21 protein-coding genes, 1 other RNA gene and 1 pseudogene are annotated in these 24,225 nt (G+C 62.9%); 12 read left to right on the top strand and 11 right to left on the bottom strand.

Going from position 1 to position 24,225, the window contains the following annotated elements; translation table 11 throughout:
- Positions 1–128: 128 nt before the first annotated feature.
- Positions 129–227, bottom strand: an RNA gene (ffs, locus tag BLW71_RS07240) — signal recognition particle sRNA small type.
- 464 nt (positions 228–691) lie between these two features.
- Here ffs and trxA point away from each other — a divergent pair.
- The 8 genes from trxA (at position 692) to BLW71_RS07280 (ending at position 9,682) form a co-directional block, all read left to right on the top strand.
- On the top strand, positions 692–1,018 hold the full coding sequence (trxA, locus tag BLW71_RS07245; protein WP_006048864.1) for a thioredoxin TrxA: 327 nt from the start codon (positions 692–694) through the stop codon (positions 1,016–1,018).
- Between the two features lie 237 nt (positions 1,019–1,255).
- Positions 1,256–2,524: a transcription termination factor Rho gene (gene rho / locus BLW71_RS07250; protein ID WP_006048863.1), complete on the top strand. Its 1,269-nt coding sequence runs from the start codon at positions 1,256–1,258 to the stop codon at positions 2,522–2,524.
- 219 nt (positions 2,525–2,743) lie between these two features.
- On the top strand, positions 2,744–3,325 hold the full coding sequence (locus BLW71_RS07255) for a MerR family transcriptional regulator (RefSeq protein WP_091794514.1): 582 nt from the start codon (positions 2,744–2,746) through the stop codon (positions 3,323–3,325).
- A complete protein-coding gene (locus BLW71_RS07260) occupies positions 3,322–4,878 on the top strand; it encodes an MFS transporter (protein ID WP_091794516.1) in 1,557 nt (518 codons plus the stop codon). Before BLW71_RS07255 ends, BLW71_RS07260 begins: the two co-directional genes overlap by 4 nt.
- 15 nt (positions 4,879–4,893) lie before the next feature.
- Positions 4,894–5,727 (top strand): M90 family metallopeptidase, encoded by an 834-nt coding sequence (locus BLW71_RS07265; RefSeq protein WP_091794518.1) that lies wholly within the window; start codon positions 4,894–4,896, stop codon positions 5,725–5,727.
- 238 nt (positions 5,728–5,965) lie between these two features.
- Positions 5,966–6,232, top strand: coding sequence for a type B 50S ribosomal protein L31 (locus tag BLW71_RS07270; RefSeq protein WP_007182076.1), 267 nt, complete (start codon positions 5,966–5,968; stop codon positions 6,230–6,232).
- A 310-nt stretch (positions 6,233–6,542) separates the two neighbouring features.
- A complete protein-coding gene (locus BLW71_RS07275; protein WP_091794520.1) occupies positions 6,543–8,300 on the top strand; it encodes an ArnT family glycosyltransferase in 1,758 nt (585 codons plus the stop codon).
- 2 nt (positions 8,301–8,302) lie between these two features.
- Entirely contained in the window at positions 8,303–9,682 is a 1,380-nt protein-coding gene (locus BLW71_RS07280; protein WP_091794523.1) for an MATE family efflux transporter, read from the top strand.
- Between the two features lie 189 nt (positions 9,683–9,871).
- Here the strand turns inward: BLW71_RS07280 and BLW71_RS07285 are convergent, their stop codons facing one another.
- Positions 9,872–10,321 (bottom strand): carboxymuconolactone decarboxylase family protein, encoded by a 450-nt coding sequence (locus BLW71_RS07285; protein ID WP_091794525.1) that lies wholly within the window; start codon positions 10,319–10,321, stop codon positions 9,872–9,874.
- A complete protein-coding gene (locus BLW71_RS07290) occupies positions 10,273–10,767 on the bottom strand; it encodes a MerR family transcriptional regulator (protein ID WP_091794527.1) in 495 nt (164 codons plus the stop codon). The genes BLW71_RS07285 and BLW71_RS07290 overlap by 49 nt, the downstream gene beginning before the upstream one ends.
- 331 nt (positions 10,768–11,098) lie before the next feature.
- Between BLW71_RS07290 and BLW71_RS07295 the strand changes: the two genes are divergently transcribed.
- Both BLW71_RS07295 and BLW71_RS07300 read left to right on the top strand, forming a co-directional pair.
- Positions 11,099–11,674 carry a ComEA family DNA-binding protein gene (locus tag BLW71_RS07295; RefSeq protein WP_091794529.1) on the top strand — a complete coding sequence of 192 codons (576 nt, stop codon included), beginning with the start codon at positions 11,099–11,101 and terminating at the stop codon, positions 11,672–11,674.
- Between the two features lie 194 nt (positions 11,675–11,868).
- Positions 11,869–12,321 (top strand): annotated as a pseudogene (locus BLW71_RS07300) (YidB family protein); the annotation flags it as partial.
- 186 nt (positions 12,322–12,507) lie between these two features.
- Here the strand turns inward: BLW71_RS07300 and clpB are convergent.
- Together clpB and BLW71_RS07310 are read right to left on the bottom strand one after the other, a co-directional pair.
- Positions 12,508–15,105: an ATP-dependent chaperone ClpB gene (gene clpB, locus BLW71_RS07305; protein WP_091794533.1), complete on the bottom strand. Its 2,598-nt coding sequence runs from the start codon at positions 15,103–15,105 to the stop codon at positions 12,508–12,510.
- Positions 15,106–15,225: 120 nt separating this feature from the next.
- A complete protein-coding gene (locus BLW71_RS07310) occupies positions 15,226–15,726 on the bottom strand; it encodes an Rrf2 family transcriptional regulator (RefSeq protein ID WP_091794535.1) in 501 nt (166 codons plus the stop codon).
- 303 nt (positions 15,727–16,029) lie between these two features.
- On the opposite strand from BLW71_RS07310, the gene BLW71_RS07315 reads away from it, so the two are divergent.
- Positions 16,030–16,575, top strand: coding sequence for a group III truncated hemoglobin (locus BLW71_RS07315; RefSeq protein ID WP_091794537.1), 546 nt, complete (start codon positions 16,030–16,032; stop codon positions 16,573–16,575).
- 161 nt (positions 16,576–16,736) lie between these two features.
- Here the strand turns inward: BLW71_RS07315 and BLW71_RS07320 are convergent, their stop codons facing one another.
- From BLW71_RS07320 to BLW71_RS07345, 6 genes are all read right to left on the bottom strand, one after another.
- A complete protein-coding gene (locus BLW71_RS07320; RefSeq protein ID WP_091794539.1) occupies positions 16,737–17,213 on the bottom strand; it encodes a molybdenum cofactor biosynthesis protein MoaE in 477 nt (158 codons plus the stop codon).
- Positions 17,214–17,249: 36 nt separating this feature from the next.
- The gene (moaD, locus tag BLW71_RS07325; RefSeq protein ID WP_091794541.1) at positions 17,250–17,507 is read right to left on the bottom strand and encodes a molybdopterin converting factor subunit 1; all 258 of its coding nucleotides are present in this window, start codon (positions 17,505–17,507) and stop codon (positions 17,250–17,252) included.
- Between the two features lie 26 nt (positions 17,508–17,533).
- Entirely contained in the window at positions 17,534–18,775 is a 1,242-nt protein-coding gene (locus BLW71_RS07330) for a molybdopterin molybdotransferase MoeA (RefSeq protein ID WP_091800554.1), read from the bottom strand.
- 270 nt (positions 18,776–19,045) lie between these two features.
- Entirely contained in the window at positions 19,046–20,497 is a 1,452-nt protein-coding gene (thrC, locus tag BLW71_RS07335; protein WP_091794543.1) for a threonine synthase, read from the bottom strand.
- A gap of 8 nt (positions 20,498–20,505) precedes the next feature.
- On the bottom strand, positions 20,506–21,837 hold the full coding sequence (locus BLW71_RS07340; protein WP_091794545.1) for a homoserine dehydrogenase: 1,332 nt from the start codon (positions 21,835–21,837) through the stop codon (positions 20,506–20,508).
- Between the two features lie 138 nt (positions 21,838–21,975).
- Positions 21,976–23,226 (bottom strand): pyridoxal phosphate-dependent aminotransferase, encoded by a 1,251-nt coding sequence (locus tag BLW71_RS07345; RefSeq protein WP_091794547.1) that lies wholly within the window; start codon positions 23,224–23,226, stop codon positions 21,976–21,978.
- A gap of 561 nt (positions 23,227–23,787) precedes the next feature.
- Here BLW71_RS07345 and BLW71_RS07350 point away from each other — a divergent pair.
- Positions 23,788–24,162 (top strand): Mth938-like domain-containing protein, encoded by a 375-nt coding sequence (locus BLW71_RS07350; RefSeq protein WP_091794548.1) that lies wholly within the window; start codon positions 23,788–23,790, stop codon positions 24,160–24,162.
- The last annotated feature ends 63 nt before the right edge of the window (positions 24,163–24,225 follow it).

A 24,225-nucleotide genomic window follows, 5' to 3' on the forward strand; every position in this document is an offset into this window, starting at 1 on the left:
CGCGCGAAGAATCACCACTCAGCATGGCGGCATGCGTCGGCACTCAGGGTAAAACAGGAGATGGAAAGTTTTGCGGCAGAACCCGCACAGAACGAACAACTAGAGAACAACGAAAAACAAAAAGGAAGGGTGACGAGCCTGACCCTCGGCACTGGTGGAAAACGGCTGTGGCTGCTTCGTTCCCGACCTGACCAGGTTGACCGCACCTCCATGCGAGGAGGCCCGTCACGAAACATTCTATCACCGCTTGGCCCGTCGCGCGACTGTTAATACGACCAAAGTGCGAATGGCGCGCTGAATCGCAACCTTCGCACCATATATAGACAACGGCGGGCGCAGGTCGAGGCCGGCGCCGACAATGCCACTTGAGTTTGGCGGCCGGGCCACCACATAGGTGGCGTCATGGTTGATGAAACACGGTGGCACTTCATCGGCAGCCGTTGGCCCCGCTGCCCCTGATGAGTACTATCGCCCCCGGCAACGCATAGCGAATTAAGCTAAACTGCCATACGGATGACCCGCGAGAGCGAGCCTTCTGCATATTCCGTAACAGGTGTTCACAGTGCTCACCTTTTCCGGCGTGTGTCGGCAAGGCTTCGATTGCGGCAAAGCGAACGGAAGTTTCCTTAGGTTTAGACGTATCGTGGCGAGCAATTCAGGCGGGCCTCGAACCGATAGAGGTATTCATACAATGAGCGAACAAATCAAGCATATTAGCGACGCATCGTTCGAACAGGACGTCGTGAAATCCGATAAACCCGTGCTGCTCGATTTCTGGGCTGAATGGTGCGGCCCGTGCAAGATGATCGCGCCGATCCTCGACGAAGTCGCGAAGGATTACGCCGATCGCCTGCAAATCGCCAAGATCAACGTCGACGAGCACCAATCGACGCCGGTCAAGTTCGGCGTGCGCGGCATTCCTACGCTGATCCTCTTCAAGAACGGCGCCGTTGCCGCACAGAAAGTCGGCGCATTGTCGAAATCGCAACTCACCGCGTTCCTCGACGGCAACCTGTAAATGCGGCGCATCGGCACGCTCGGGGGCCTCTGAGGCCCGCGGGCGAGTCGCGTTGAGCGTGTTGTCAGCCGGCAACACGCTCAACAAGAAAGATGCCATGCCGTCGCACTGACGGAAATTGGCGTGTGCTATGCTAGAATCCGCAAAACGTCGAAAAGACGTGTAAGTCCTTGAGCGGTTCCGCTCACTCTCCTCCCAGATTTCATTTCGTCGCACCTTCTCCTGCGGGTTCTCCGTATGCATTTATCCGAGCTTAAGACTCTGCACGTGTCCGAATTGATCGAGATGGCCAATGGCCTCGAGATCGAAAGTGCGAACCGCCTGCGCAAGCAGGAATTGATGTTCGCCATTCTAAAAAAACGAGCCAAAACGGGCGACACGATCTTCGGCGACGGCACGCTCGAAGTGCTGCCGGACGGCTTCGGCTTCCTGCGTTCGCCGGAAACCTCGTACCTCGCCAGCACGGATGATATTTACATCAGCCCGTCGCAAATCCGCCGCTTCAACCTGCATACGGGCGACACGATCGAAGGCGAAGTACGCACGCCGAAAGACGGCGAACGCTATTTCGCGCTGGTGAAGGTGGACAAGGTCAACGGCCAGCCGCCGGAAGCCTCGAAGCACAAGATCATGTTCGAAAACCTGACGCCGCTGCACCCGAACAAGGTGCTGCTGCTCGAACGTGAAATGCGTGGCGAGGAAAACGTCACGGGCCGCATCATCGATATGATCGCGCCGATCGGCAAAGGCCAGCGCGGCCTGCTGGTGGCGTCGCCGAAGTCGGGTAAGACCGTGATGCTTCAGCACATCGCGCACGCGATCAAGCAGAACCATCCGGACGTCGTGTTGTTCGTGCTGCTGATCGACGAACGCCCGGAAGAAGTGACCGAAATGCAGCGTTCGGTGGCGGGCGAAGTGATCGCCTCCACGTTCGACGAACCGGCTGCCCGTCACGTTCAAGTCGCCGAAATGGTGATCGAAAAAGCCAAGCGCCTCGTCGAAATGAAGAACGACGTGGTGATTCTGCTGGACTCGATCACGCGTCTCGCGCGCGCTTACAACACCGTCGTGCCGGCCTCGGGCAAGGTGCTGACGGGCGGTGTCGACGCCAACGCGCTGCAACGTCCGAAGCGCTTCTTCGGCGCCGCGCGCAATATCGAAGAAGGCGGCTCGCTGACCATCATCGGCACGGCGCTGATCGAAACCGGCAGCCGCATGGACGACGTGATTTACGAAGAATTCAAGGGCACCGGCAACATGGAAGTGCACCTGGAACGTCGCCTTGCTGAAAAGCGCGTTTATCCGTCGATCAACCTGAACAAGTCCGGCACGCGCCGCGAAGAACTGTTGATCAAGCCGGAAGTGCTGCAAAAGATCTGGGTGCTGCGCAAGTTCATTCATGACATGGACGAAGTCGAGTCGATGGAATTCCTGCTCGACAAAATCCGTCAGACGAAGAGCAACTCCGAGTTCTTCGACATGATGCGCCGTGGTGGTGGCAGCTAAAGCCTTGGGCTGATTTAGCCGCACTAGCCGCATCATCTGCATCGCATCAAAAGCCGCTCGCCGCAAACGAGCGGCTTTTTTTGTCCGCCTTTCGCCGCTCCGGCGCGGCATACTCACCCAACCGGCTCTCGGCCATCAACCCCGCCGAGCCGGCCAACATGTACGTGAACGTACACGTTGAAGTACAATGCCGGCAGTCCGTCTTATTCACCGCATGCCATGTCGAAGGACTCACCCACTCTGCTGACCGTGCGCGACGCCGCCGAACGCCTCGGCGTCACACCGCGTACGCTGAAATACTACGAGGAACGCGGCCTCGTCTCGCCCACGCGCAGCGAGGGCCGCTACCGGCTCTACGACGAGGAAGACCTTAAGCGCTTCGGCCGCATTCTGCGTTTGCGCTCGCTCGGTTTCTCGCTGCACGGCATTACCGAGATGCTCAAGCAACCGCTCGAACCCGTCGACGGTCGCCACCGCTACTCGACCGAATCGCTGCAGCAGATTCACGACGCCATCGCCCAACAGGTTAAAGCGCTCGACGCGCGCATCGAAAGCATGCGGCGCGAACTGAAGGAAGCGCAGAAGCTGCGCGCCGAACTGAGCCCCGACCTCGACTATCTCCGGCGGCGCCTCGCCGGCGAGAACGCCGACGCATTGCTCGAGCAGCGCCGCAGCGCACGCGCCAAGGCAAGCGGCACGTCGCACGCAAAGCGCGGCAAGACCCCGGGCCAATCCACGGCGGGCGAATCCTCGCCAGACGACTCCACGCCGGGCGAATCCTCGCCGGGCGAATCCTCATGAGTACGACGTCGTGCCGGACACCGCTGTTCAGTGTCGAGAAACTGCGCGGCGATTTCTTCCCTTGGGTGCTGGCCGTCGTCACCGGCCTCGACTATTTCGACAACTCGATCTTCTCGTTCTTCACCAGCTATATCGCCGGCGGCGTCAATGCATCGCCCGACGAACTCGTCTGGGCGTCGAGCGCCTATGCGGTCGCGGCGGTGCTGGGCATTTTGCAGCAGCAATGGTGGGTTGAGCGCTTCGGCTACCGGCGCTACGTGACCGGCTGCATGGTGTTCTATTGCGCCGGCGCGGTGGCAGCGGCGTTGTGCGAATCGTCGATCGAACTGGCGTTCGCGCGCGGCATGCAGGGCTATTTCATCGGGCCGATGATGGGCACCTGCCGCATCCTGATCCAGATGAGTTTCAAGCCGCAGCAGCGGCCCGCGGCCACCCGCGCGTTCCTCGTGCTGATCGTCCTGAGCAGTGCGCTCGCGCCGCTGATCGGCGGCCAGTTGATCGCGCATTTCGGCTGGCGCGCGCTGTTCGCGTGCACGGCGCCCGTGGGCTTGCTGTTCGCCGTTCTGGCCTTGCTCGCGCTGCCCGACTCCGGCAACCGCCTGCCCGAAGAACGCGGCGCCGCGCATTTCTGGCCGTACCTCATCTTCGCGTTCGCACAAGGCGCCCTGCAGATCGTGATGCAGCAGGTGCGCTTCCAGTTGTTCAGCGCCTCACCCGGGCTGATCCTGCTGACCGTCGCCGGGATCGTCGCGTTGGGCTGGTTCGCCTATCATCAGTGGCACCATCCGGCGCCGCTCGTGCGCCTCCATGCCCTGCGCGAGAAGGTGTTCCAGGCCGGGCTCGTGCTCTACATGTTCTACTACTACATCTCGACCGTGTTCGGCTTTCTGATCTCGCGCTTTCTCGAAGGCGGTCTTGGCTATCCAGTCGAAAACACCGGGCAACTGGTCGGCGTGACATCGCTGATTTCGGCGAGCGCCCTGTTCGTCTATCTGCGCTATGCGAAACTGCTGCCGCGCAAGAAGTGGATCATCGTGCCGGGTTTCGCGGTGGCCGCGTTCGCCGCGGCGTGGATGACGCGCATGTCGCCCGGCGTCGGCGAAGCGGCGTTGATTGTCCCGCTTTTGTTGCGCGGCCTGCTGCTGTTGTTCATCGTGCTGCCGGTGGCTAATCTGACTTTCCGAATTTTCGCCATTGAAGAATTCACGCACGGCTACCGGTTGAAAAACATCGTGCGGCAGGTGACGATCTCGTTCGCGACCGCCTCCATGATCATCGTCGAGCAGCATCGGCAGGCGCTGCATGAAACCCGCCTCGCGGAGTTCGTGAATCCGTACAATCCGCTATTCCAGAACTCGCTAGCCGCGCTCACGAGAGGCCTGGCCGCCGCCGGCCGCTCGCCGTCCGAAGCGCACTCGCTGGCCATCGTGGAAATCAGCCGTACGGTCGCGCAACAGGCCAGCTTTCTCGCCTCGCTGGACGGCTTCTACTTCCTCGCCGGCGTGGCGATATGCGGCGGCATTTTCGCCGCGTGGCAAAAACAGATCGACTAGAGGTTGCATCAGGCCATGCTCTCGAAACTCACTCAATGGCTCGGCACACGCCGGCGCGAGCGCGCGTTGCGCGACTACGCGATCGACGACTCGCTCTGGCAAGCCACGCTCGACGGCCTGCCGTTTCTCGCGCATCTCGATGCGCCAGACCTCGTGCGTTTGCGTGAGCTGACGAGCCTGTTCCTTGCGCAAAAGGAATTTTCGACCGCGCACGAACTTGAGCTCACCGACGCAATGACCGTGGCGATCGCCGCCCAGGCGTGCCTGCCGGTGCTGAATCTGAGCCTCGATCTGTATCGCGGCTGGGTCGGCGTGATCGTCTATCCGGGCGAATTCGTGATCCGCAAGACCGTCGAGGACGAAGATGGCGTGGTGCACGAGGTCGAGCAGGACGCGAGCGGCGAAGCGTGGGAAGGCGGCCCCGTGGTGTTGTCATGGGAAGACGCGCAAATGACGGACGCCACGGACGCCTACAACGTCGTGATTCACGAATTCGCGCACAAGATCGACATGCTGAACGGCGAGGCGGACGGCCACCCGCCGCTGATGCGCCGCTGGCACGCGCCGCTCGATGCGCAGGCGTGGGCCGACGTATTCGACCATGCGTACGACCACTTCTGCGCAAAAGTCGACGCGGTGCCGGAGCGTCGCTGGGCGAGATTCGAGCGCGATTCGCTGATCGATCCGTATGCGGCGGACCATCCATCGGAATTTTTTGCCGTTTGCAGCGAGGCGCTGCTTGTCAAACCGCAGGCGTTCGAAGCCGAATATCCCGAGCTTTACCGGCTGCTGGCACGATACTACCGGCAAGATCCGGCGCGTGTCGGCGTGACGTTCCCTGCAGGCTGACGCGCAACGCCCGCCAGACAAGGCCCGGCCGCCGCAGCGCTCCACGGCCGCGATCCGGCAGGAACGCTGCGAAATCAGCGCACACGGCTCGCAAAAGGCTGGCACAAAAGTCGTCAAGCGACTGATTTTCTGGCATAATCGCCGTTTTTCGACCATAGGCAAGTGGCTCGCGCCTAGATGCGGTCCGTTCAAAGACGGTCGCACGCGGGTTGGCTACCGCCAGATTAAAGGAAAGACCATGAAAGAAGGCATTCACCCGGATTACCGCGAAGTTCTGTTCATCGACGTGTCGAACGACTTCAAGTTTGTGACGCGCTCGACCATCCAGACGCGTGAAACCGCCGAATTCGAAGGCAAGACCTACCCGCTCGCCAAGATCGAAGTGTCGTCGGAATCGCATCCGTTCTACACCGGTCAGCAAAAGATCATGGACACGGCAGGCCGCGTCGAGAAGTTCCGCAACAAGTTTGGCTCGCGCGCTACCGGCAAGGTCGCAGCGAAGTAATACCCGCCTCCTCGCCAGTTCAGCCGGCTCGGCCAATTCAGCCGGTCGGGCGAGCAGCGAAGCAGGAGCAAAAAGGGCAGCGCGAGCTGCCCTTTTTTGTCGCCTTGCCGATTCATCGTCAATGGTCGAAAGCGAGCGCGGCGCACTGCCGAACCCGTGTTACCGCCTGTCGAATCACGTTGCGAGCCGTTACCGGCCGTGACGCGCATCGCACGGCACGACTACAATGCCGGATGCTCCAAATTGGCCATTCCAGCCGGACATGCCGTCCGGTCCCGGCTGCACCGCTTATCCGATATCCACACACCGCATGAGACCTGCCGTTCGCCTCACTGCCTCAGCGACCAGTGCGTTGCCGCGCTGGCTGCTGCTGACCATCTGTATCGTCTACGCATCGTTCGGACTGTTCGGCCGCGATCCGTGGAAGAACGAGGATGCAGCCGGCTTCGGCGTCATGTGGACCATGGCGAACGGCAGCGCGCACGACTGGCTTCTGCCGAATCTGGTCGGCAAATATCTCACTGAAGACGGCCCGCTCGGCTACTGGTTCGGCGCCAGTGCGATCCGCGTGCTTGCACCGTGGGTCGACGCGAGCAACGCGTCGCGCGTATTTACCGGCCTGCTGTTTTGCGCGGGCTGCGCGTTCGTCTGGTATGCCGCGTACCTGCTCGGCCGGCGCGCCGAAGTTCAGCCATTCAAATACGCATTCGGCGGCGAGCCAGAACCGCGCGACTACGGCCGCACCCTCGCCGACGGCGCGCTGCTGATCCTGCTCGCGTGCTTCGGCCTCGCCGAGCGCGGCCACGAAACCACACCGCAGCTCGCGCAGTTCTGCGGTATCGCGATGCTCGTGTACGGGCTCGTGCGCATGATCGACAAGCCGATTCAAGGCGCGCTGATCTGGGGTCTCGCCATCGCGTTCGTGACCCTGGCCAGCAGCCCGGTGCTGGTCGGCGCGCTGCTGCTCGGCACGCTGGCGATGACCCTGATCGTGCGCGAAACGCGCTCGCGCTGGCTCTTGCTGGCGGGCCTGCCGGTGGCGCTCGTGCTGTCGGCGGCATGGCCGGTCGCCGCGCTCGCCACCTTCCCCGACGACGCCGTCTGGTATCTCAATCAGTGGGTGCACGTCAGCCTGAGTTCGTTCGCCGGACCGCCGGGCTCGGTCGCCGGCTACGCGCTGAAAAACCTGCCGCTCTTCACGTGGCCGGCGTGGCCGCTGGCACTCTGGGCGTGGTTCAGCTGGTCCGGCCTGCGCCGCGCGCCGCATGTGGCGATTCCGCTTTCGGTGATCGGGCCGCTGTTCGTGCTGGTCGTTTTGCAAAGCCACCAGTCGAACCGGCTTTACATGCTGCTGCTGCCGCCGCTCGCCGTGCTGGCCGCGTTCGCGCTGCCTACGCTCAAGCGCGGTGCGATCAACGCGATCGACTGGTTCGCCCTCCTGAGCTTCACGATTCTCGGCAGCTTCGTGTGGCTGGTTTATATCGCGGGACTGACCGGTTTTCCGCATCCGCTCGCGCGCAACCTCGCGCGTCTCGCGCCGGGCTTCGCGCCGCAGTTCAAGATTCTGTCGTTTGTGTGCGCGGTCGCCGTGACAGTCTGCTGGTTCGTGCTGGTGCAATGGCGTCTTGCCCGTCACCCGAAAGTGTTGTGGCGCAGCGTGGTGCTCTCGAGCGCCGGCACCACCTTGATGTGGGTGCTGCTCATGACGCTGTGGCTGCCGGTCGTCAACTACAGCCGGACCTATAAAGACGTTGCCGAACAGATCTCCGCCCATCTGCCGGACGACTACACCTGCATTTCGCCGGTGCGCCTCGGCAATGCGCAGATCGCGACCTTTGCCTACTTCGGCGATATGCATTTTTCCTTCGACCAGGACTGCGACGTGATCCTGCGCCAGGATACGCAGGACTACGGCGAACCGAGCGCGATGTCCGACTTCGTCTGGAAGCTGGTGTGGGAGGGCCGCCGCGTGGCCGACCGCGACGAGCGCTTCCGCCTGTACGTGCGCATCGACCGTCCGAAGCCGCCAGTCGTCAAACGCCGTAACTGGCACAAGAAGTCCAACTGAGCATGCTCGCCGATGTACGGAAAATCGCCGCATTAGCATGGCCGGTCCTGATCGGCCAACTCGCGATTATCGCGTTCGGTGTGATCGACACGGCGATGGTCGGCCGTTTCTCGGCAGTCGATCTGGCCGCGCTCGGCCTCGGTTCATCGATCTATATTTCCGTCTACATCGGCCTGACGGGTATTCTCACCGCACTGCAGCCGATTACCGCGCAACTCTACGGCGCGCGCCGCTACAGCGAAATCGGCGAGGAAGTTCGCCAGGCCCTGTGGCTTGCGCTGGCGCTGACCGTGATCGGTTTCCTGATTCTGTTTTTTCCCGGCCCGGTGCTGCAACTGGCGCGCGTGCCCGACGCGTTGCACGACCGCACGGTCGCCTATCTGCGGATTCTGGCCTTCGGCTTGCCGGCCGGTCTCGCCTTTCGTGTCTACAGTTCGGTCACCAATGCGGTCGGCAAGCCGCGGCTCGTGATGATCCTTCAAATCGGCGCGCTGTTGCTCAAGGTACCGCTCAATACGTGGTTCATCTTCGGCGGGTTGGGCGTCCCGGCGCTGGGCGGCCCCGGTTGCGCGCTCGCCAGCACCTTGATCAACTGGGCGCTTGCCGTGCTCGGAATGATCCTGCTGACGCGCGTCGATGTATTCACACCGTTCGCCATCTTCTCGCGCTTCTGCTGGCCGGTCTGGCGGCGCCAGGCGGCGCAACTGCGGCTAGGCATTCCGATGGGCCTGTCGTACCTGATCGAAGTCACCTCTTACACGTTCATGGCGCTTTTCATCGCGCGCTTCGGCACGACGACGCTCGCCGGCCACCAGATCGCCGGCAACATCGGCGCGGTGCTGTACATGACACCGCTGTCGATCGGCATTGCTTCGTCGACGCTGGTCGCGCAGGCGCTCGGCGCGCATCGCCCGGAAGCGGCGCGCACGCTGTCGCGTCACGGCATCATGATGGCCGTGGCGATCGCCTGCTGTTACGGCGCGATCGTGCTGGCGCTGCGGCCTTATATCATCGAAGGCTATACGCCGAATGCGCAAGTCGTGGCCGCGGCGTTGCCGCTGGTGTTGATCGTCGCGTGCTATCACGTATTCGATGCTTTGCAGATCACCACCGCGTTCGTGCTACGCGCCTACAAAGTGGCGGTCGTGCCGACCGTGATCTACGCCGTAGCGCTGTGGGGCGTCGGGCTCGGTGGCGGCTATGCGCTCGGCTTCAACGTGACCGGCACAATGCCGGAATGGCTGACTGGCGCGCGCGGCTTCTGGGTGGCGAATACGCTGAGCCTGGCGATTGCCGGCATTGGCCTGCTGATTTACTGGCGGGTCGTGAGCAAGCGGCATTTGCATGCCGATGCGGCGCTTCGGGTCGATTCGGCCGCGTGACAGGGCGCTCGCCGGCCGTAAGATCGCGAGGCTTCTTGCTGCTGAACCTGTAGCGCATTGGTCGACCGCAAACGCGCTGTTGAGCGGGTTATCAATAATTGACTGTTAGTTGCGTTGTCAGTACAAGAAAACGGCTGCGCAAAGCAGCCGCCTGCCCTACCCTTGGCATCGCCGCCCGCAGGCGCGACTTCAACCAGCGAGCGCGTCTGCCTCCATCGCCTGCCTCGCCCTCACAGATTGCGCGTTATTCACCGCCTGATCATGCCGCTCGAAAATCTCATGCGCGGCGAACAGCGCATTTAGCGCCGCCGGAAAGCCCGCATAAAGCGCCATCTGCATGAACACCTCGACGATCTCCTCGCGCGTGCAGCCGACGTTCAACGCCGCCTCGATATGCACCTTCAACTGCGGCTGCGCGCAGCCTAGCGTGGCGAGCGACGCAATCGTCGCGATCTCGCGCGCGCGCAGATCGAGTTGCGGGCGGCTGTAAATATCGCCGAAGCCGAATTCGATCAGCAGACGCCCGAAATCCGGCGCGATCGGCGCGAGCGCGGCGATCACCTGCTCGCCGGCCGAGCCGTCGATTTCCTTCAGTTTGTCCCAGCCTCGGGTGTAGCGGTCGTTGTGTGCGTGGTCCATGGTGAGTCCTCTTCCGAATGTGAATGCGAGTGGGTTTCGCCGGTCTGTCGTGTCGAGCGATCCACGGCGGATGCGCGCCCCGCCGCCTCGTAGTACGCAATCTTGTCGACGATCGCGCCGAGATTGACCTGCAACTCGGCGATCCGCGCCAAAACCGCATCCCGATGCGCCACCAGCATGTCACGGCGCGCGTCCACCGTCGGCTGGCCTTGCGCGCGCAGCGCCGCGAACGCCTGCATGCCGGCTATCGGCATGCCGGTCGCCTTGAGCCGCATCACGAACAGCAGCCAGTCGAGATCGGCCGGCGAATACAGGCGATGCCCCGCCTGCGTGCGCCCGACAGCGCGAATCAAGCCTGCCTGTTCGTAGTAGCGCAGCGTATGCGTCGAGACGCCGATCGTTTCAGCGACCTGCCCGATGGTGAGTGCTTTCGAGATATTCGACATGACGGAACTCAGGTTAGGACTTCGAGTGCACTCTAAGTCAAGCGCGGCATACTGTCATTTGTCTGCGCTGTCATTTTTTATGGCGTGTGGATTTGATCGATAAACTCACCAGAGCCTAATCACTAGGCAAAAGGTTTAAATCTCGTTCACATTGATTTACTTGTCATGAATCGATCGGTATAAATCGTCCGCGTTCGCAAATAAGGGCGCGCAATTTGTTCTATGCTTAAGCGCAGCGCGTGCTACACAACGCGTCGTCCCCAGTCGTTACTAGTTGTCTCGAGTTGTCCCTTAGTGGCTAACTTTTTTTGCCCTCAATGGAGTGCTTGCCATGCTGAAGAAGCTTTTAATGCTTTGCCTTGCTTTGGCTTTGTCGCTGTCGGCCGGTTTTGCGGCGGCCGTCGAAGTGAACTCCGCCGATCAGGCGGCGCTCGAATCGGTCAAGGGTATCGGCCCGGTGCATGCGAAAGCGATCATCGACGAACGCACCAAGAACGGCCCGTTCAAGGACGCCGATGATCTCGCCACGCGCGTCAAAGGCATCGGCACCAAATCGGTGACCAACCTCGAAGCGGCCGGCCTGACGATCAACGGCTCGTCCACCCCGCCGAGCGGCGCCAAACCCGCCACCAAGGCGGGAAGCACCGCCACAAGCAAGGCAGCGCCGGCCGCCACTACCGCGGCGCCAGCCACGGCCGCGACCACGACGCCCGCCGCACCAGCGGACGCTTCGGGTGCGAAGGCGTCGAAGTCGAAGAAGAAGAGCAAGGCCGAGGCGGCAGCGGCTTCCGCGCCGGCCGCCGCGAGCGCGGCGGCGCCGGCTGACGCTTCCGACGCCAAGGCCTCGAAGAAGAAAGCGAAGAAGAGCAAGGCCGCATCGGCTGCGGCGGCCTCGGGTGGTGCCTGAACAGAACAGTTCGCGGACCGGACGCGCATGAGACGGAGTACGAAACAGGATTGAGCGTCGGCGGCGTAACGGGCTGAGTGCTTCGCGTGTGATCTCGTGCGACGAACCCACCGGCCCGTCCCGCCGCCTCCCGCCTTCCTTCCACGGCGCCGCGCAAACGCGCGGCGTTTTCACCCGCCGACCCGTCAAGCGCGTGTCGGCATTCAAGAGAGACCGTCATGAGCCTACTCGACACACTCGGTTCCCTGGTTGGCAAATCCCCCGAAGGCGGTGGCCAGCAGGCCCTGGTTGCTGCCGCACTCGAATTCGTGAATAACCAGCCGGGCGGCCTGAACGGCCTGATCGACCGTTTCAAGGAAAAAGGCCTCGGCGACGTGGTGACCTCCTGGGTCAGCAACGGCGAGAACCAGCCGATCGCCCCTGATGCGCTGCACAGCGTACTCGGCTCCGAGACCGTCACCAACCTCGCGGCAAAAGCCGGTGTGCAGCCGGATCAGGTCACCGGCCTGCTCTCGCAGATTCTGCCGCACGTCGTCAACGCGGCCACGCCGGAAGGCGAAGTGCCGGCCGAGGGCAAATTGAACGCCACCACGGTGCTCGGCGCGCTCGGCGGCCTGTCGGCGCTGTTCGGCAAGGGCAACGCTTAAGCCGCTGCTTAAACACACAGGCGTGCGGCGCGGCCGCGCCGCACGCCACACGCCACGCAAGGCCGCCAGCGCAGTGCGGTCAGCGGGCAAAAAAAAACGGCAACGAAGTCACCTTCGTTGCCGTTTTTTACTTCGACGGGAGCAGCTCGACCGCTGCCGCTCCGCCGTTCACAGAGCGCGTCTCGCTTAGTGCACGACGCGTTCGAACACCAGTTTGCCGTCTTCCAGTTCGACCGGAATCACGTCTTTCGGACCGAACTTGCCAGCCAGAATCAGCTTGGCGACCGGGTTTTCGATCTCCTGCTGGATGGCACGCTTCAGCGGCCGTGCACCGAACAGCGGATCGTAGCCGACCTTGCCCACGTGCTCGAGCGCCGCATCCGACACCACCAGTTGCATGTCGAGCTTGGCAAGCCGCTCGTGCAGACGCTGCAACTGGATCCGCGCGATCGACTGGATGTTCGAACGGTCGAGCGCATGGAACACCACGACGTCGTCGATCCGGTTCAGGAACTCGGGGCGGAAGTGCAGTTTCACTTCTTCCCAGACCGCGTCCTTCACCGCTTCCTGCGGCTCGCCGACCATCGACTGGATCACCTGCGAACCGAGGTTCGACGTCATCACGATCACCGTGTTCTTGAAGTCCACGGTGCGGCCTTGGCCATCGGTCATGCGGCCGTCGTCGAGCACTTGCAGCAGCACGTTGAACACGTCCGGATGCGCCTTCTCGATTTCGTCGAGCAGGATCACGCTATACGGCTTGCGGCGCACGGCTTCGGTCAGATAGCCGCCCTCTTCGTAGCCGACGTATCCCGGCGGCGCGCCGATCAAACGTGCGACGCTGTGCTTCTCCATGAATTCGCTCATGTCGATACGGATCAGATGATCTTCCGAATCGAACAGGAACGACGCAAGCGCCTTGCACAGTTCGGTCTTGCCCACACCGGTCGGGCCGAGGAACAGGAACGAACCATACGGCCGGTTCGGATCCGACAGACCCGCGCGCGAGCGGCGGATCGCATCGGCCACCGCGCTGATCGCCTCGTCCTGGCCGACCACGCGCGCGTGCAGCTTCTCTTCGATCTGCAGCAGCTTTTCACGCTCGCCCTGCATCATGCGCGACACGGGAATGCCGGTGGAACGCGACACGACTTCAGCAATTTCTTCCGCTCCGACCTGCGTGCGCAGCAAACGCGGACGCGTCGGATTGTTCTGCTCTTTCGCCTCGGCCTGCGTCACTTCCTTCAACTGCGCTTCGAGACCCGGCAGCTTGCCGTACTGCAACTCGGCGACCTTCTCCAGCTTGCCTTCGCGTTGCAGGCGCGTGATTTCCGCGCGGGTCTTCTCGATCTCTTCCTTCAGTTGCGCGCTGCCCTGCACCGCGGCTTTTTCCGCGGTCCAGATTTCTTCGAGGTCCGAATATTCGCGATCCAGCCGCTCGATTTCCTCTTCGATCAGTTGCAGGCGCTTTTGCGACGCTTCGTCTTTTTCCTTCTTGACGGCTTCGCGCTCGATCTTCAACTGGATCAAACGACGGTCGAGCCGGTCCATCTCTTCCGGCTTCGAGTCGATTTCCATCTTGATCTTCGAAGCGGCTTCGTCGATCAGGTCGATAGCCTTGTCCGGCAGGAACCGATCCGTGATGTAACGATGCGACAGTTCAGCCGCCGCGACGATCGCCGGGTCGGTGATATCCACGCCGTGGTGCAGTTCGTACTTTTCCTGCAGACCGCGCAGGATTGCGATAGTGGCTTCCACCGTCGGCTCGTCGACCAGCACCTTCTGGAAGCGGCGTTCGAGCGCGGCATCCTTTTCGATGTACTTGCGGTATTCGTCGAGCGTGGTCGCGCCGACGCAATGCAGCTCACCGCGCGAGAGCGCTGGCTTCAGCATGTTGCCCGCGTCCATCGCGCCTTCGGCCTTGCCTGCGCCGACCATGGTGTGGATTTCGTCGATGAAGACGATGGTCTGGCCTTCGTCTTTCGCGATGTCGTTCAGCACGGCCTTCAAACGCTCTTCAAACTCACCGCGATACTTGGCGCCGGCCAGCAACGCCGCCATATCGAGTGACAGCACGCGCTTGCCCTTGAGCGTTTCCGGCACTTCGCCGTTGACGATACGCTGCGCCAGACCTTCGACGATCGCGGTCTTACCCACGCCCGGTTCGCCGATCAGCACGGGGTTGTTCTTGGTACGACGCTGCAGGATCTGGATCGAACGACGAATTTCGTCGTCGCGGCCGATCACCGGGTCGAGCTTGCCGGCCCGCGCGCGCTCGGTCAGGTCCACGGTGTATTTCTTCAGCGCTTCACGCTGGCTTTCGGCGTCCTGGCTATGCACTTGCGAGCCGCCGCGCACGGCGGCGATCGCGCTTTCCAGAGACTTGCGCGACAAGCCGTGCTGACGCGCGAGACGGCCAGCTTCGCCTTTGTCGTCCGCGACGGCGAGCAGGAACATCTCGCTCGCGATGAACGTGTCGTTGAGTTTTTGCGCTTCCTTATCGGCCTGGTTCAGCAAACCGGTCAGCTCGCGGCCGATCTGCACATTGCCGTCGGTGCCCTGCACTTGCGGCAGACGCGTGATCGCGTCGCCGAGCGCCGTTTGCAACGCCTGCACATGCACGCCGGCACGCGAGAGCAGCGAGCGTGCCGAACCATCCTGCTGCGCGACGAGCGCCGACAGGACGTGAACCGGTTCGATGTATTGATTGTCATGGCCGACGGCCAGACTCTGCGCATCCGCCAGGGCTTCCTGGAATTTAGTGGTAAGTTTGTCGATTCTCATCAAGAGACCTCCAATTTCGATTACCACCAAAATGAGGCGTTTTATCCAGGTTTCAAGCGCTTTTTTGCATCAGACAGCGAATATTTAACGTTTGGACGCAAGAGAACTGCCTCACCGTTTTCAGGCGATCGGCGCGGGATTACCACCGGCCGGCGCGACCGGCACGACCGGAATCACGCTGCTCAAGCCGAGCAGCGCGGACAGCGGGCCATGCGGCTGTGCCACCTCACCAATGGTATGTCGGTCCAGCTCGGAGAGAAAGGCATTACGCGCCGCTTCGAGCGCGCCACGCAACCGGCACTGCGGTGAAATGACGCAACTGCGGCGCTCACCTTGCTGGTCTGGAAAACAACCAACGAGCGCAAAGTCGCTTTCGGTCGCGCGCACGATTTCGCCGACCGTCAGCGCGCTGGTTTGCTCGGTCAGCCGCAATCCGCCGTTGCGCCCGCGCACCGTTTCGATCCAGCCGAGTTCGCCCAGTTGCTGCACGACCTTCATCAAGTGGTTCTTGGAAATGCCGTACGCGTCCGAAATATCCTGGATCGTCGATAGCCCTTCGCCGCGAACCGCGAGGTATAGCAAAACGCGTAGTGAGTAATCCGTATAGTCGGTCAGTCTCATAGGTGCAGGTATCACGATGAGCGCAAGCCGCGATCCGGGGATAACCGCGTCGATGCAAGGGTTGCCGTGGGCCGTCGCTTCGCCCTAAGATGCAGGCGCTACGCATATTTTCTTGTTCTGCGCAGTTAGGCGGTGCGTATGTTTCGGCAGTAATGGTAACGTTTCCTGCGTGGGGCATTCTTACGAAAAGCGGGGTATTCGCGGCCTACTTCCTTTCGTTTGGACTCCGTTTGAGGCCATTCCTGACGCAGTGCGGCGCCGTGTGGCGACGCACAATCGAGAACAGCACCTTTTGGACTTTGCATGAACCCGTCTTTTCCCGCCGCGCCGGTCGTCGAACGCGCCGCCGAGCCCACCGAGGCGAATATCCGCGAACTGGTCTACGCCTTTTACGATCGCGTGCGCGCCGATGCGCTGCTGGGTCCGGTCTTCGACGCGCCGCTCGCGGGCCGCTGGGACGATCACCTGCCCAAGATGTGCACCTTCTGGGGCAGCCTCGTGCTGGGCGCGAAGCAATATCGCGGCAACGTGCAGCAGGCGCATCAGCCGCTCGAGGGCATCGAGCCGCAGCACTTCAGCCGCTGGCTGTATCTGTTTCTGGACACGGTGCAGTCGCGTTATCAGCCCGCCGCCGCGGTCCGCTTCATGGAACCGGCGCTGCGCATCGCGCAGAGTCTGCAGTTGAGCCGTTTCGGCTGGGATTACAAGATCCCGGAGGAACAACAAGCGCTGCTGGAACGCGTTGCGCCCAAACGTCGTCCGCACGATGTTGACGAGGCAGCTCACGCGGCGCGCCCGCCAGGTGAGCCGTTTCCGACGCGCATTGTCGGCCGGTCGCGGGACGAATGACGCAGACGCGCGCGAGGCTGCCGTTCTAAACCCGTGCAGCGGGCCGGCAGGCATCGGCCAAGCCCGAACCGTCAGGAGCGCCGGCGAGCGGCGTGAGCGGCGTCAAAACGCTTGCTGTTCACAGACTCGCGGCCCCGCTGACACCCGGATTCCACCGGCGCCTAGTCCTCGGCCCGATTATCCGATTCGATACCCCAGCGGGCGAGCGCCGCGTCGTCGGTGACACGTGCATCGACCCAGCGCTCGCCAGCCTCGGTCTTTTCTTTCTTCCAGAACGGCGCCTGGGTCTTCAGATAATCCATCACGAATTCGCAGGATGCGAAGGCATCCCCGCGATGCGCGGCCGTCGTCGCCACCAGCACGATCTGGTCGAGCGGATACAGCTTGCCGACCCGATGCACGATCAGCACCTCGATGCCCGGCCAGCGCTCACGCGCGCTGACGATGATCGCCTCCAGCGATTTTTCCGTCATGCCGGGATAGTGTTCGAGCTCCATCGTCTCGATCGCGCTGCCGTCGTTCAGATCGCGCACGGTGCCGACGAAGCAGGCGACCGCGCCGATTTTCGGATTGCGCGCGCGTAATCCGGCGACCTCGGCGGTGAGGTCGAAGTCTTCCGTCTGGACGCGAACGGGCATCTGGGCCTCCTATGCAGTTGGGAGCGGCGCGGCGGATCAGCCGCCGGTAACGGGCGGAAAAAACGCGACTTCGCAGCCCTCGGTAACGCGAGTGCCCGCGCCGGTCATGACATGGTTGCAAGCCATGCGCAGCGCGCGGCCCTCGGCCAGGGTGTCGGACCAGATGCCGCCGCGCGCGCGCAGCCAGGCGCGCACGTCGCCGACGGTTGCAATGCCGTCGGGCAGATCGACGGTTTCGTCGGCCAGATCGAGCGCTTCACGCACGCTCGCAAAATATCGAAGTTGAATCTTCATCGGGATGCCACCGGCGGCCGCCGGCCTCAGTTCAGCAGTTCGGAAAAAGGAAGGAAGCGCACCGTCTCGCCGGCGCTGATCGCGTGGTTCGGCGGATTGTCGATCAGGCCATCGCCCCAAACGGTCGAGGTCAGCACGGCCGAACTCTGATTCGGGAACAGATCGAGCCCGCCAGCCGGGTTGATACGCGCGCGCAGGAATTCGTTGCGGCGGTCGGCCTTGCTCTGCGTGAAATCCGCGCGCAGCGACAGTGCGCGCGGCGTAACCGTCTGCACGCCGGCCAGACTCAGGATGAACGGGCGCACGAACAGCAGGAAGGTCGCGAAACTGGACACCGGATTGCCCGGCAGGCCGATGAAAAAGGTTTCAGCCGCATCCGCCGCCGCCGCGGTTTCGTCACGCCGCGCGGCACGGCGCACTGCGCCGAAGGCAAGCGGCTTGCCCGGCTTCATGGCGATTTGCCACATTGCAAGACGGCCTTCTGCTTCCACAGCCGGCTTCACATGATCCTCTTCGCCCACCGACACGCCGCCGCAGGTGAGGATCAGGTCGTGTGCTTCGGCGGCTTCACGCAAGGTCGCGCGGGTCGCGTCGAGCTTATCGGCGACGATGCCGTAGTCGGTGACTTCGCAGCCGAGTTTTTCCAGCAGCCCGCGCAGCGTGAACCGGTTCGAGTTGTAGATCGCGCCGGGCTTCAGCGGTTCGCCCGGCATGGTCAGCTCGTCGCCGGTGAAGAAGACGGCTACCTTGACGCGCCGCCGCACGACGAGTTCCGCGCACCCGACCGAGGCCGCAAGCCCCAACGCCTGAGGCGTGAGCCGCGTGCCCGCCGGAAGGATGACCGAGCCACTGCGGATATCCGCGCCCTGCACCGTAATCCATTCACCGGGCTGCGGGCTGTGCAGGATCGTGACTTCAGCGCCGCTGGCTTCGGTTTGCTCCTGCATCACGATCGCGTCGGCACCGGGCGGCACGGTGGCGCCGGTAAAGATACGCGCGGCCGTGCCGGGTGTCAGGGGCTCTGGCGCGTGGCCGGCCGGAATGCGTTGTGAAACCGGCAAGCGGCCGGTGGCTTGACCGGCCAGGTCCGCGCTGCGGATCGCGTAGCCGTCCATTGAACTGGTGTTCATCGGCGGGACGTCGAGCGGCGAGGTGACGTCGGCCGCGAGAATACGGTTCAGCGCATCCAGCGTGGGGATCGACTCAGTGCCGGCAATCGGGCTCGCTGCGCTGAGCAGGGTCGCCAAGGCTTCGGCGGTGGCAAGCATCGGCGCGCGGGGCGTGGGTGTGGACATCTCTGGTCTCGAAGCCGCAGGTTAAAAGAATATTGTAGCGGTCGAAGCAGGAAGTCTGGGCTAAGGGGCGTTATGAGCGGATTTCTGGTGTTTGAGCGCTTGCCGCGGGGTTTCGCGGCAAGCGCCTTTGACATGCGGCGCATGAAGCGCGCCGACAGACTGGGCGCGCCCCAGGCGGTGTGGCGCGTCACGGCAATGGCGGCTGACTTATGCGCTGAATCATGCGCCGCCTGATGTGCCAACTTACGCGCCTACCTTCGCGACGATAAAGTCCTTCACGCGCTGCGCGTCCGCCGGCAGTACTTCGAAACGCTGCGGCAGCGATTCGAGGCCCGAGAACGCCGCGGGCCGCTCCGGTTCGCGCAGCAGCGCTTCGCGAATCGTCTCGCCGAATTTGATCGGTTGCGCCGTCTCCAGCACGATCATTGGAATGCCCGGCTGCAAATGCTCGCGCGCGACCTTCAGGCCGTCGGCGGTGTGCGTGTCGATCATCGTGTCGTAACGCTCGAACACGTCGCGGATTGTCTCCACGCGCGATTCGTGGCTGCTGCGGCCCGACACGAAACCGAACTCCTGCACGCGCGCAAAGTCGCCGCTCGCGGCGAGGTCGAAGCCGCCCTTCTCTTCGACGTCACGGAACAATTGCAGCACGCGCGCCGGATCGCGGCCAAGCAGATCGAACACGAAACGCTCGAAGTTCGAAGCCTTGGAAATATCCATGCTCGGGCTGCTGGTGTGATACGTCTCGGCCGCCTTGCGCACGCGGTAAATACCGGTGCGGAAGAACTCGTCGAGCACGTCGTTTTCGTTCGTCGCCACGACCAGCTTCTCGATCGGCAAACCCATCATGCGCGCGATGTGACCCGCGCACACGTTGCCGAAGTTGCCCGACGGCACTGTGAACGACACCCGCTCGTCGTTCGACTTCGTGGCCGCGAAGTAGCCCTTGAAGTAGTACACGACCTGCGCAACCACGCGCGCCCAGTTGATCGAGTTGACCGTGCCGATCTTGTACTTCGCCTTGAACGCGTGATCGTTCGAGACGGCCTTGACGATGTCCTGAGCGTCGTCGAACACGCCTTCCACCGCGATGTTGAAGATGTTCGGGTCCTGCAGGCTGTACATCTGCGCGGTCTGGAACGCGCTCATTTTCTTGTGCGGCGACAGCATGAACACGCTGATGCCCTTCTTGCCGCGCATCGCGTATTCCGCGGCGCTGCCGGTGTCGCCCGACGTCGCGCCCAGAATGTTCAGCGTCTGGCCGTGTTTGGCGAGCGCGTATTCGAACAGGTTGCCGATCAACTGCATGGCCATGTCCTTGAACGCGAGCGTTGGCCCGTTCGACAGTTCCAGCAATGACAGCGGCGCGCCCTCTTCAACGCCCAGCACCTTCAACGGCGTGATCTGCGCGGCGCTTTCGTCGTCGCGCACGTTGCAGTACGTTGCCGCCGTGTAGGTCTTGCGCGTGAGCGCACGCAGGTCTTCGGCGGGAATGTCGTCGATGAATTTGGACAGGATCTCGAAGGCGAGATCCGCGTACGGCAGCGTGCGCCAGCGCGTCAGTTCGTCAGTGGTGACGCGCGGATATTCGGCGGGCAGATACAGGCCGCCGTCTTTGGCGAGACCGCCCAGCAGGATGTCAGCAAAGGAGTGGTGCTCGCCGGCGCCGGCGCCGCGGGTGGACAGGTAGTTCATAGTTCGGCCTAGTTCAGCGCTTCCATGCGCAGCTTCGTGACTTGCGAGACAACGGTCTTCAGCGCTTCGATCGTTTTGATCGCGGCGTTGACGTGCTTTTCGACCGTTTCGTGCGTGATCAGGATGATGTCGGTTTCGCCCTTGCCGTTCGCGTCGACCTGCTCCGATTCCTTCTGCAGCAGCGCGTCGATGGAAATGCCGGTGTCGGCCAGAATGCGCGTGATGTCGGCCAGCACGCCGGTCACGTCCGCCACCCGCAGACGCAGGTAGTAGCCGCTCGTGACTTCGTCGATCGGCAGGATCGGGGTGCTCGACAGGCTGTCCGGCTGGAACGCCAGATGCGGCACGCGATGCTCCGGGTCGGCCGTGTGCAGACGCGTCACGTCGACCAGATCGGCCACCACCGCGGAAGCCGTCGGCTCGGCGCCCGCGCCCTTGCCGTAGTAAAGCGTGGTGCCGACCGCGTCGCCATGCACGACGACCGCGTTCATCGCGCCTTCCACGTTCGCCAGCAGGCGCTTTTCCGGAATCAGCGTGGGATGCACGCGCAATTCGATGCCCTTGTCGGTGCGGCGCGTGATACCGAGCAGCTTGATGCGGTAGCCGAGTTCCTCGGCATATTTGATGTCGATCGCCGCGAGCTTGCTGATGCCTTCGACGTAAGCCTTGTCGAACTGCACCGGCACGCCGAACGCGATCGCGCTCATGATGGTCGCCTTGTGCGCGGCGTCCACGCCTTCGATGTCGAAGGTCGGGTCGGCTTCGGCGTAGCCGAGTTCCTGCGCGGCTTTCAGCGCGGTTGCGAAGTCGAGCCCGCGGTCGCGCATTTCCGAAAGAATGTAATTCGTGGTGCCGTTGATGATGCCCGCGATGTACTGGATTCGGTTGGCCGTCAGACCTTCGCGCAGCGCCTTGATGATCGGAATGCCGCCCGCCACCGCCGCCTCGAACGACACCATCACGCCGTTGGCGCGCGCCGCCTCGAAAATCTCCGTGCCGTGCACGGCCAGCAGCGCCTTGTTGGCGGTTACCACGTGCTTGCGGTTCTTGATTGCGCGCAGAACGAGGTCGCGCGCCACGCCCGTGCCGCCGATCATCTCGGCCACGATATCGATCGAGGGGTCGTCGACCACCGCGTTGAAGTCATCGGTCAGCGCCACCGTGCCGGCCTCGGTGCCGAGCGCGGCTGTCGCCTTGGCGGGATTGCGCACGGCAATGCGCGCGATCTCGATGCCGCGGCCCGCGCGGCGTTTGATTTCTTCCTGATTGCGACGCAGTACCGTGAAGGTGCCGCTGCCTACCGTGCCGAAGCCCAGCAGTCCAACTTTGATCGGTTCCATGCAGCGTGTGTTTTCGAGTAGGTGATTAAAAATAAACGGGTCGCGGGTCTGGCGCGTTCCGCACGGCGCGGCGTCAGCCCGCATTGCCTGTGAGCGCGCCGCGCGTTGCGCCCTAGCGCCCTAGCGCCGTATTGTGCGCTAGGCCGTGTGACGTTTGCGGTAACCGTCGAGGAAACGCGCGATCCGGTTGATCGAATCCGCGAGGTCGTCCACGTTCGGCAGGAACACCACGCGGAAGTGATCCGGCGTTTTCCAGTTGAAGCCGGTGCCCTGCACGAGCAGCACGCGCTCTTCCAGCAAAAGGTCGAGGATGAACTGCTGGTCGTCCTGGATCGGATAGATCTTCGGGTCCAGCCGCGGGAACATGTACAGCGCCGCTTCGGGCTTCACGCAACTCACGCCGGGGATCGCCGTCAACATGTCATACGCGAGTTCGCGCTGTTTGTACAGGCGCCCGGTCGGCACGATCAGGTCGTTGATGCTCTGGTAGCCGCCGAGAGCGGTCTGGATCGCGTACTGGCCCGGCACGTTCGGGCACAAACGCATGGAAGCCAGAATGCCGAGCCCTTCGAAGTAGTCTTTCGCGTGGCGGCGGTTCTCGCCGGCGGTCAGGCCCGAAATGAACATCCAGCCGGCGCGATAACCGCACGACCGGTAGCTCTTCGACAGGCTGTTGAACGTGACCGTGAGCACGTCTTCGGAGAGCGCCGCCATCGACGTGTGCTTCTTGCCGTCGTAGACGATCTTGTCGTAGACCTCGTCGGCGAAGATCACGAGGCCGTGCTGGCGGGCGATCTCGATCAGGCCGAGCAGCAGTTCGTCCGAATACAGCGCGCCGGTCGGGTTGTTCGGGTTGATGACCACGAGCGCGCGCGTATTCGGCGTGATTTTCGCGCGAATGTCGTCGAGGTCGGGCATCCAGCTATTCGATTCGTCGCAGATGTAGTGCACCGGCGTGCCGCCCGACAGGCTCACGCCGGCGGTCCACAGCGGATAGTCCGGCGCGGGCAGCAGCACCTCGTCGCCATCGTTCAGGAGGCCCTGAAGCGCCATCACGATCAGCTCGGACGCGCCGTTGCCGATATAGATGTCGTCCAGCTCGACCCCGTGCACGCCCTTTTGCTGCGTGTAATGCATGATCGCCTTGCGCGCGGCGAACACGCCCTTGGAATCGGAATAACCCGACGAACCCGGCAGGTTCAGGATCATGTCCTGAATGATTTCGTCCGGCGCGTCGAAACCGAACGGCGCGAGATTGCCGATGTTCAGCTTGATGATGCGGTGGCCCTCTTCTTCGAGCCGCTTCGCATGTTCGAGGACGGGCCCGCGAATGTCGTAGCAGACATTCAACAACTTGTTGGATTTGAGTATCGGTTTCACGGCGGGCACTTCATCCTGGTTGATGGCTTGGGCAAACCGGCGCGCGCAAACAGCAAAATGGGCCGGGCGGGTTCGCCGATAGGGGGAATTCGGGCGCGGCACGACCGGCGACGGCAAGCGGCGACCGGCGTCACGCGAATCGGGCCGAGTCTCAGGCCGAGTCTCAGGCCGAATCTCAGCGCCGGTTCGTCTAGCCGTCGTCGCGTGGAGCTATCGTCGAGCCCTTGCGCAGGCCGCTTCGCGAGCCCTTCTCGCGTTGACGCACGCAGACAGAACCGACGAACAGCGGCCGAAAGCGGGTAAAACCAAGGCGGGTAGCCGGTGGGCCGCACCCGCCGACTCAGCGCGGCTTGTGGCGGCATATGAGCGAGGGGCGCCGCAAGGCGGCTAAAAAGTTATAATTTAGCGGATTTTGGCCGACTTCCGCAATGCACCAACCGCATCGGCAAGCCTTTTCGGCCGCTTCTGCCCCATTCGCGTGCCCCATTCGCGTCGAATCGCCCCGCCTGGGCCCCGCCCGGTCAGGCCGTCAACACGCATGATGTCTCACGACGACTTCGGAAAACCAATTTGAAATTACATCAGGATTCGAGCGGCGCCCTCAACACCGTCACCGGCTACGGCGCCGACTATGTCGAAATCAATCTGGTGCGCCATTCGGGCAGCCTTCTCGTGCTGCCGGACGCACCGGTCATCCCTTGGCCCGTTTCCTCTTTCGAGCAGTTGAGCGCCGAGCACTTCGCCATGCTGGTCGACTCCGCGCCGGAAGTGGTCGTGTTCGGCAGCGGCGAGCGGCTGCGCTTTCCGCATCCGCGCCTGACAGCCGCGCTGACGGCGAGGCGCATCGGCGTCGAAACGATGGACTTCAAGGCCGCCTGCCGCACCTACAACATTCTGATGGCCGAGGGCCGCAAGGTCGCGGCCGCGTTGCTGATCGAAGCCTGAAACCGTGCCGCGAGGCCGCCCGGGAGCAATTCGCCGCAGCCTGCTGCGGACCTTATTCGGGGC

It is taken from the genome of Burkholderia sp. WP9, assembly GCF_900104795.1.
Lineage (GTDB): Bacteria > Pseudomonadota > Gammaproteobacteria > Burkholderiales > Burkholderiaceae > Paraburkholderia.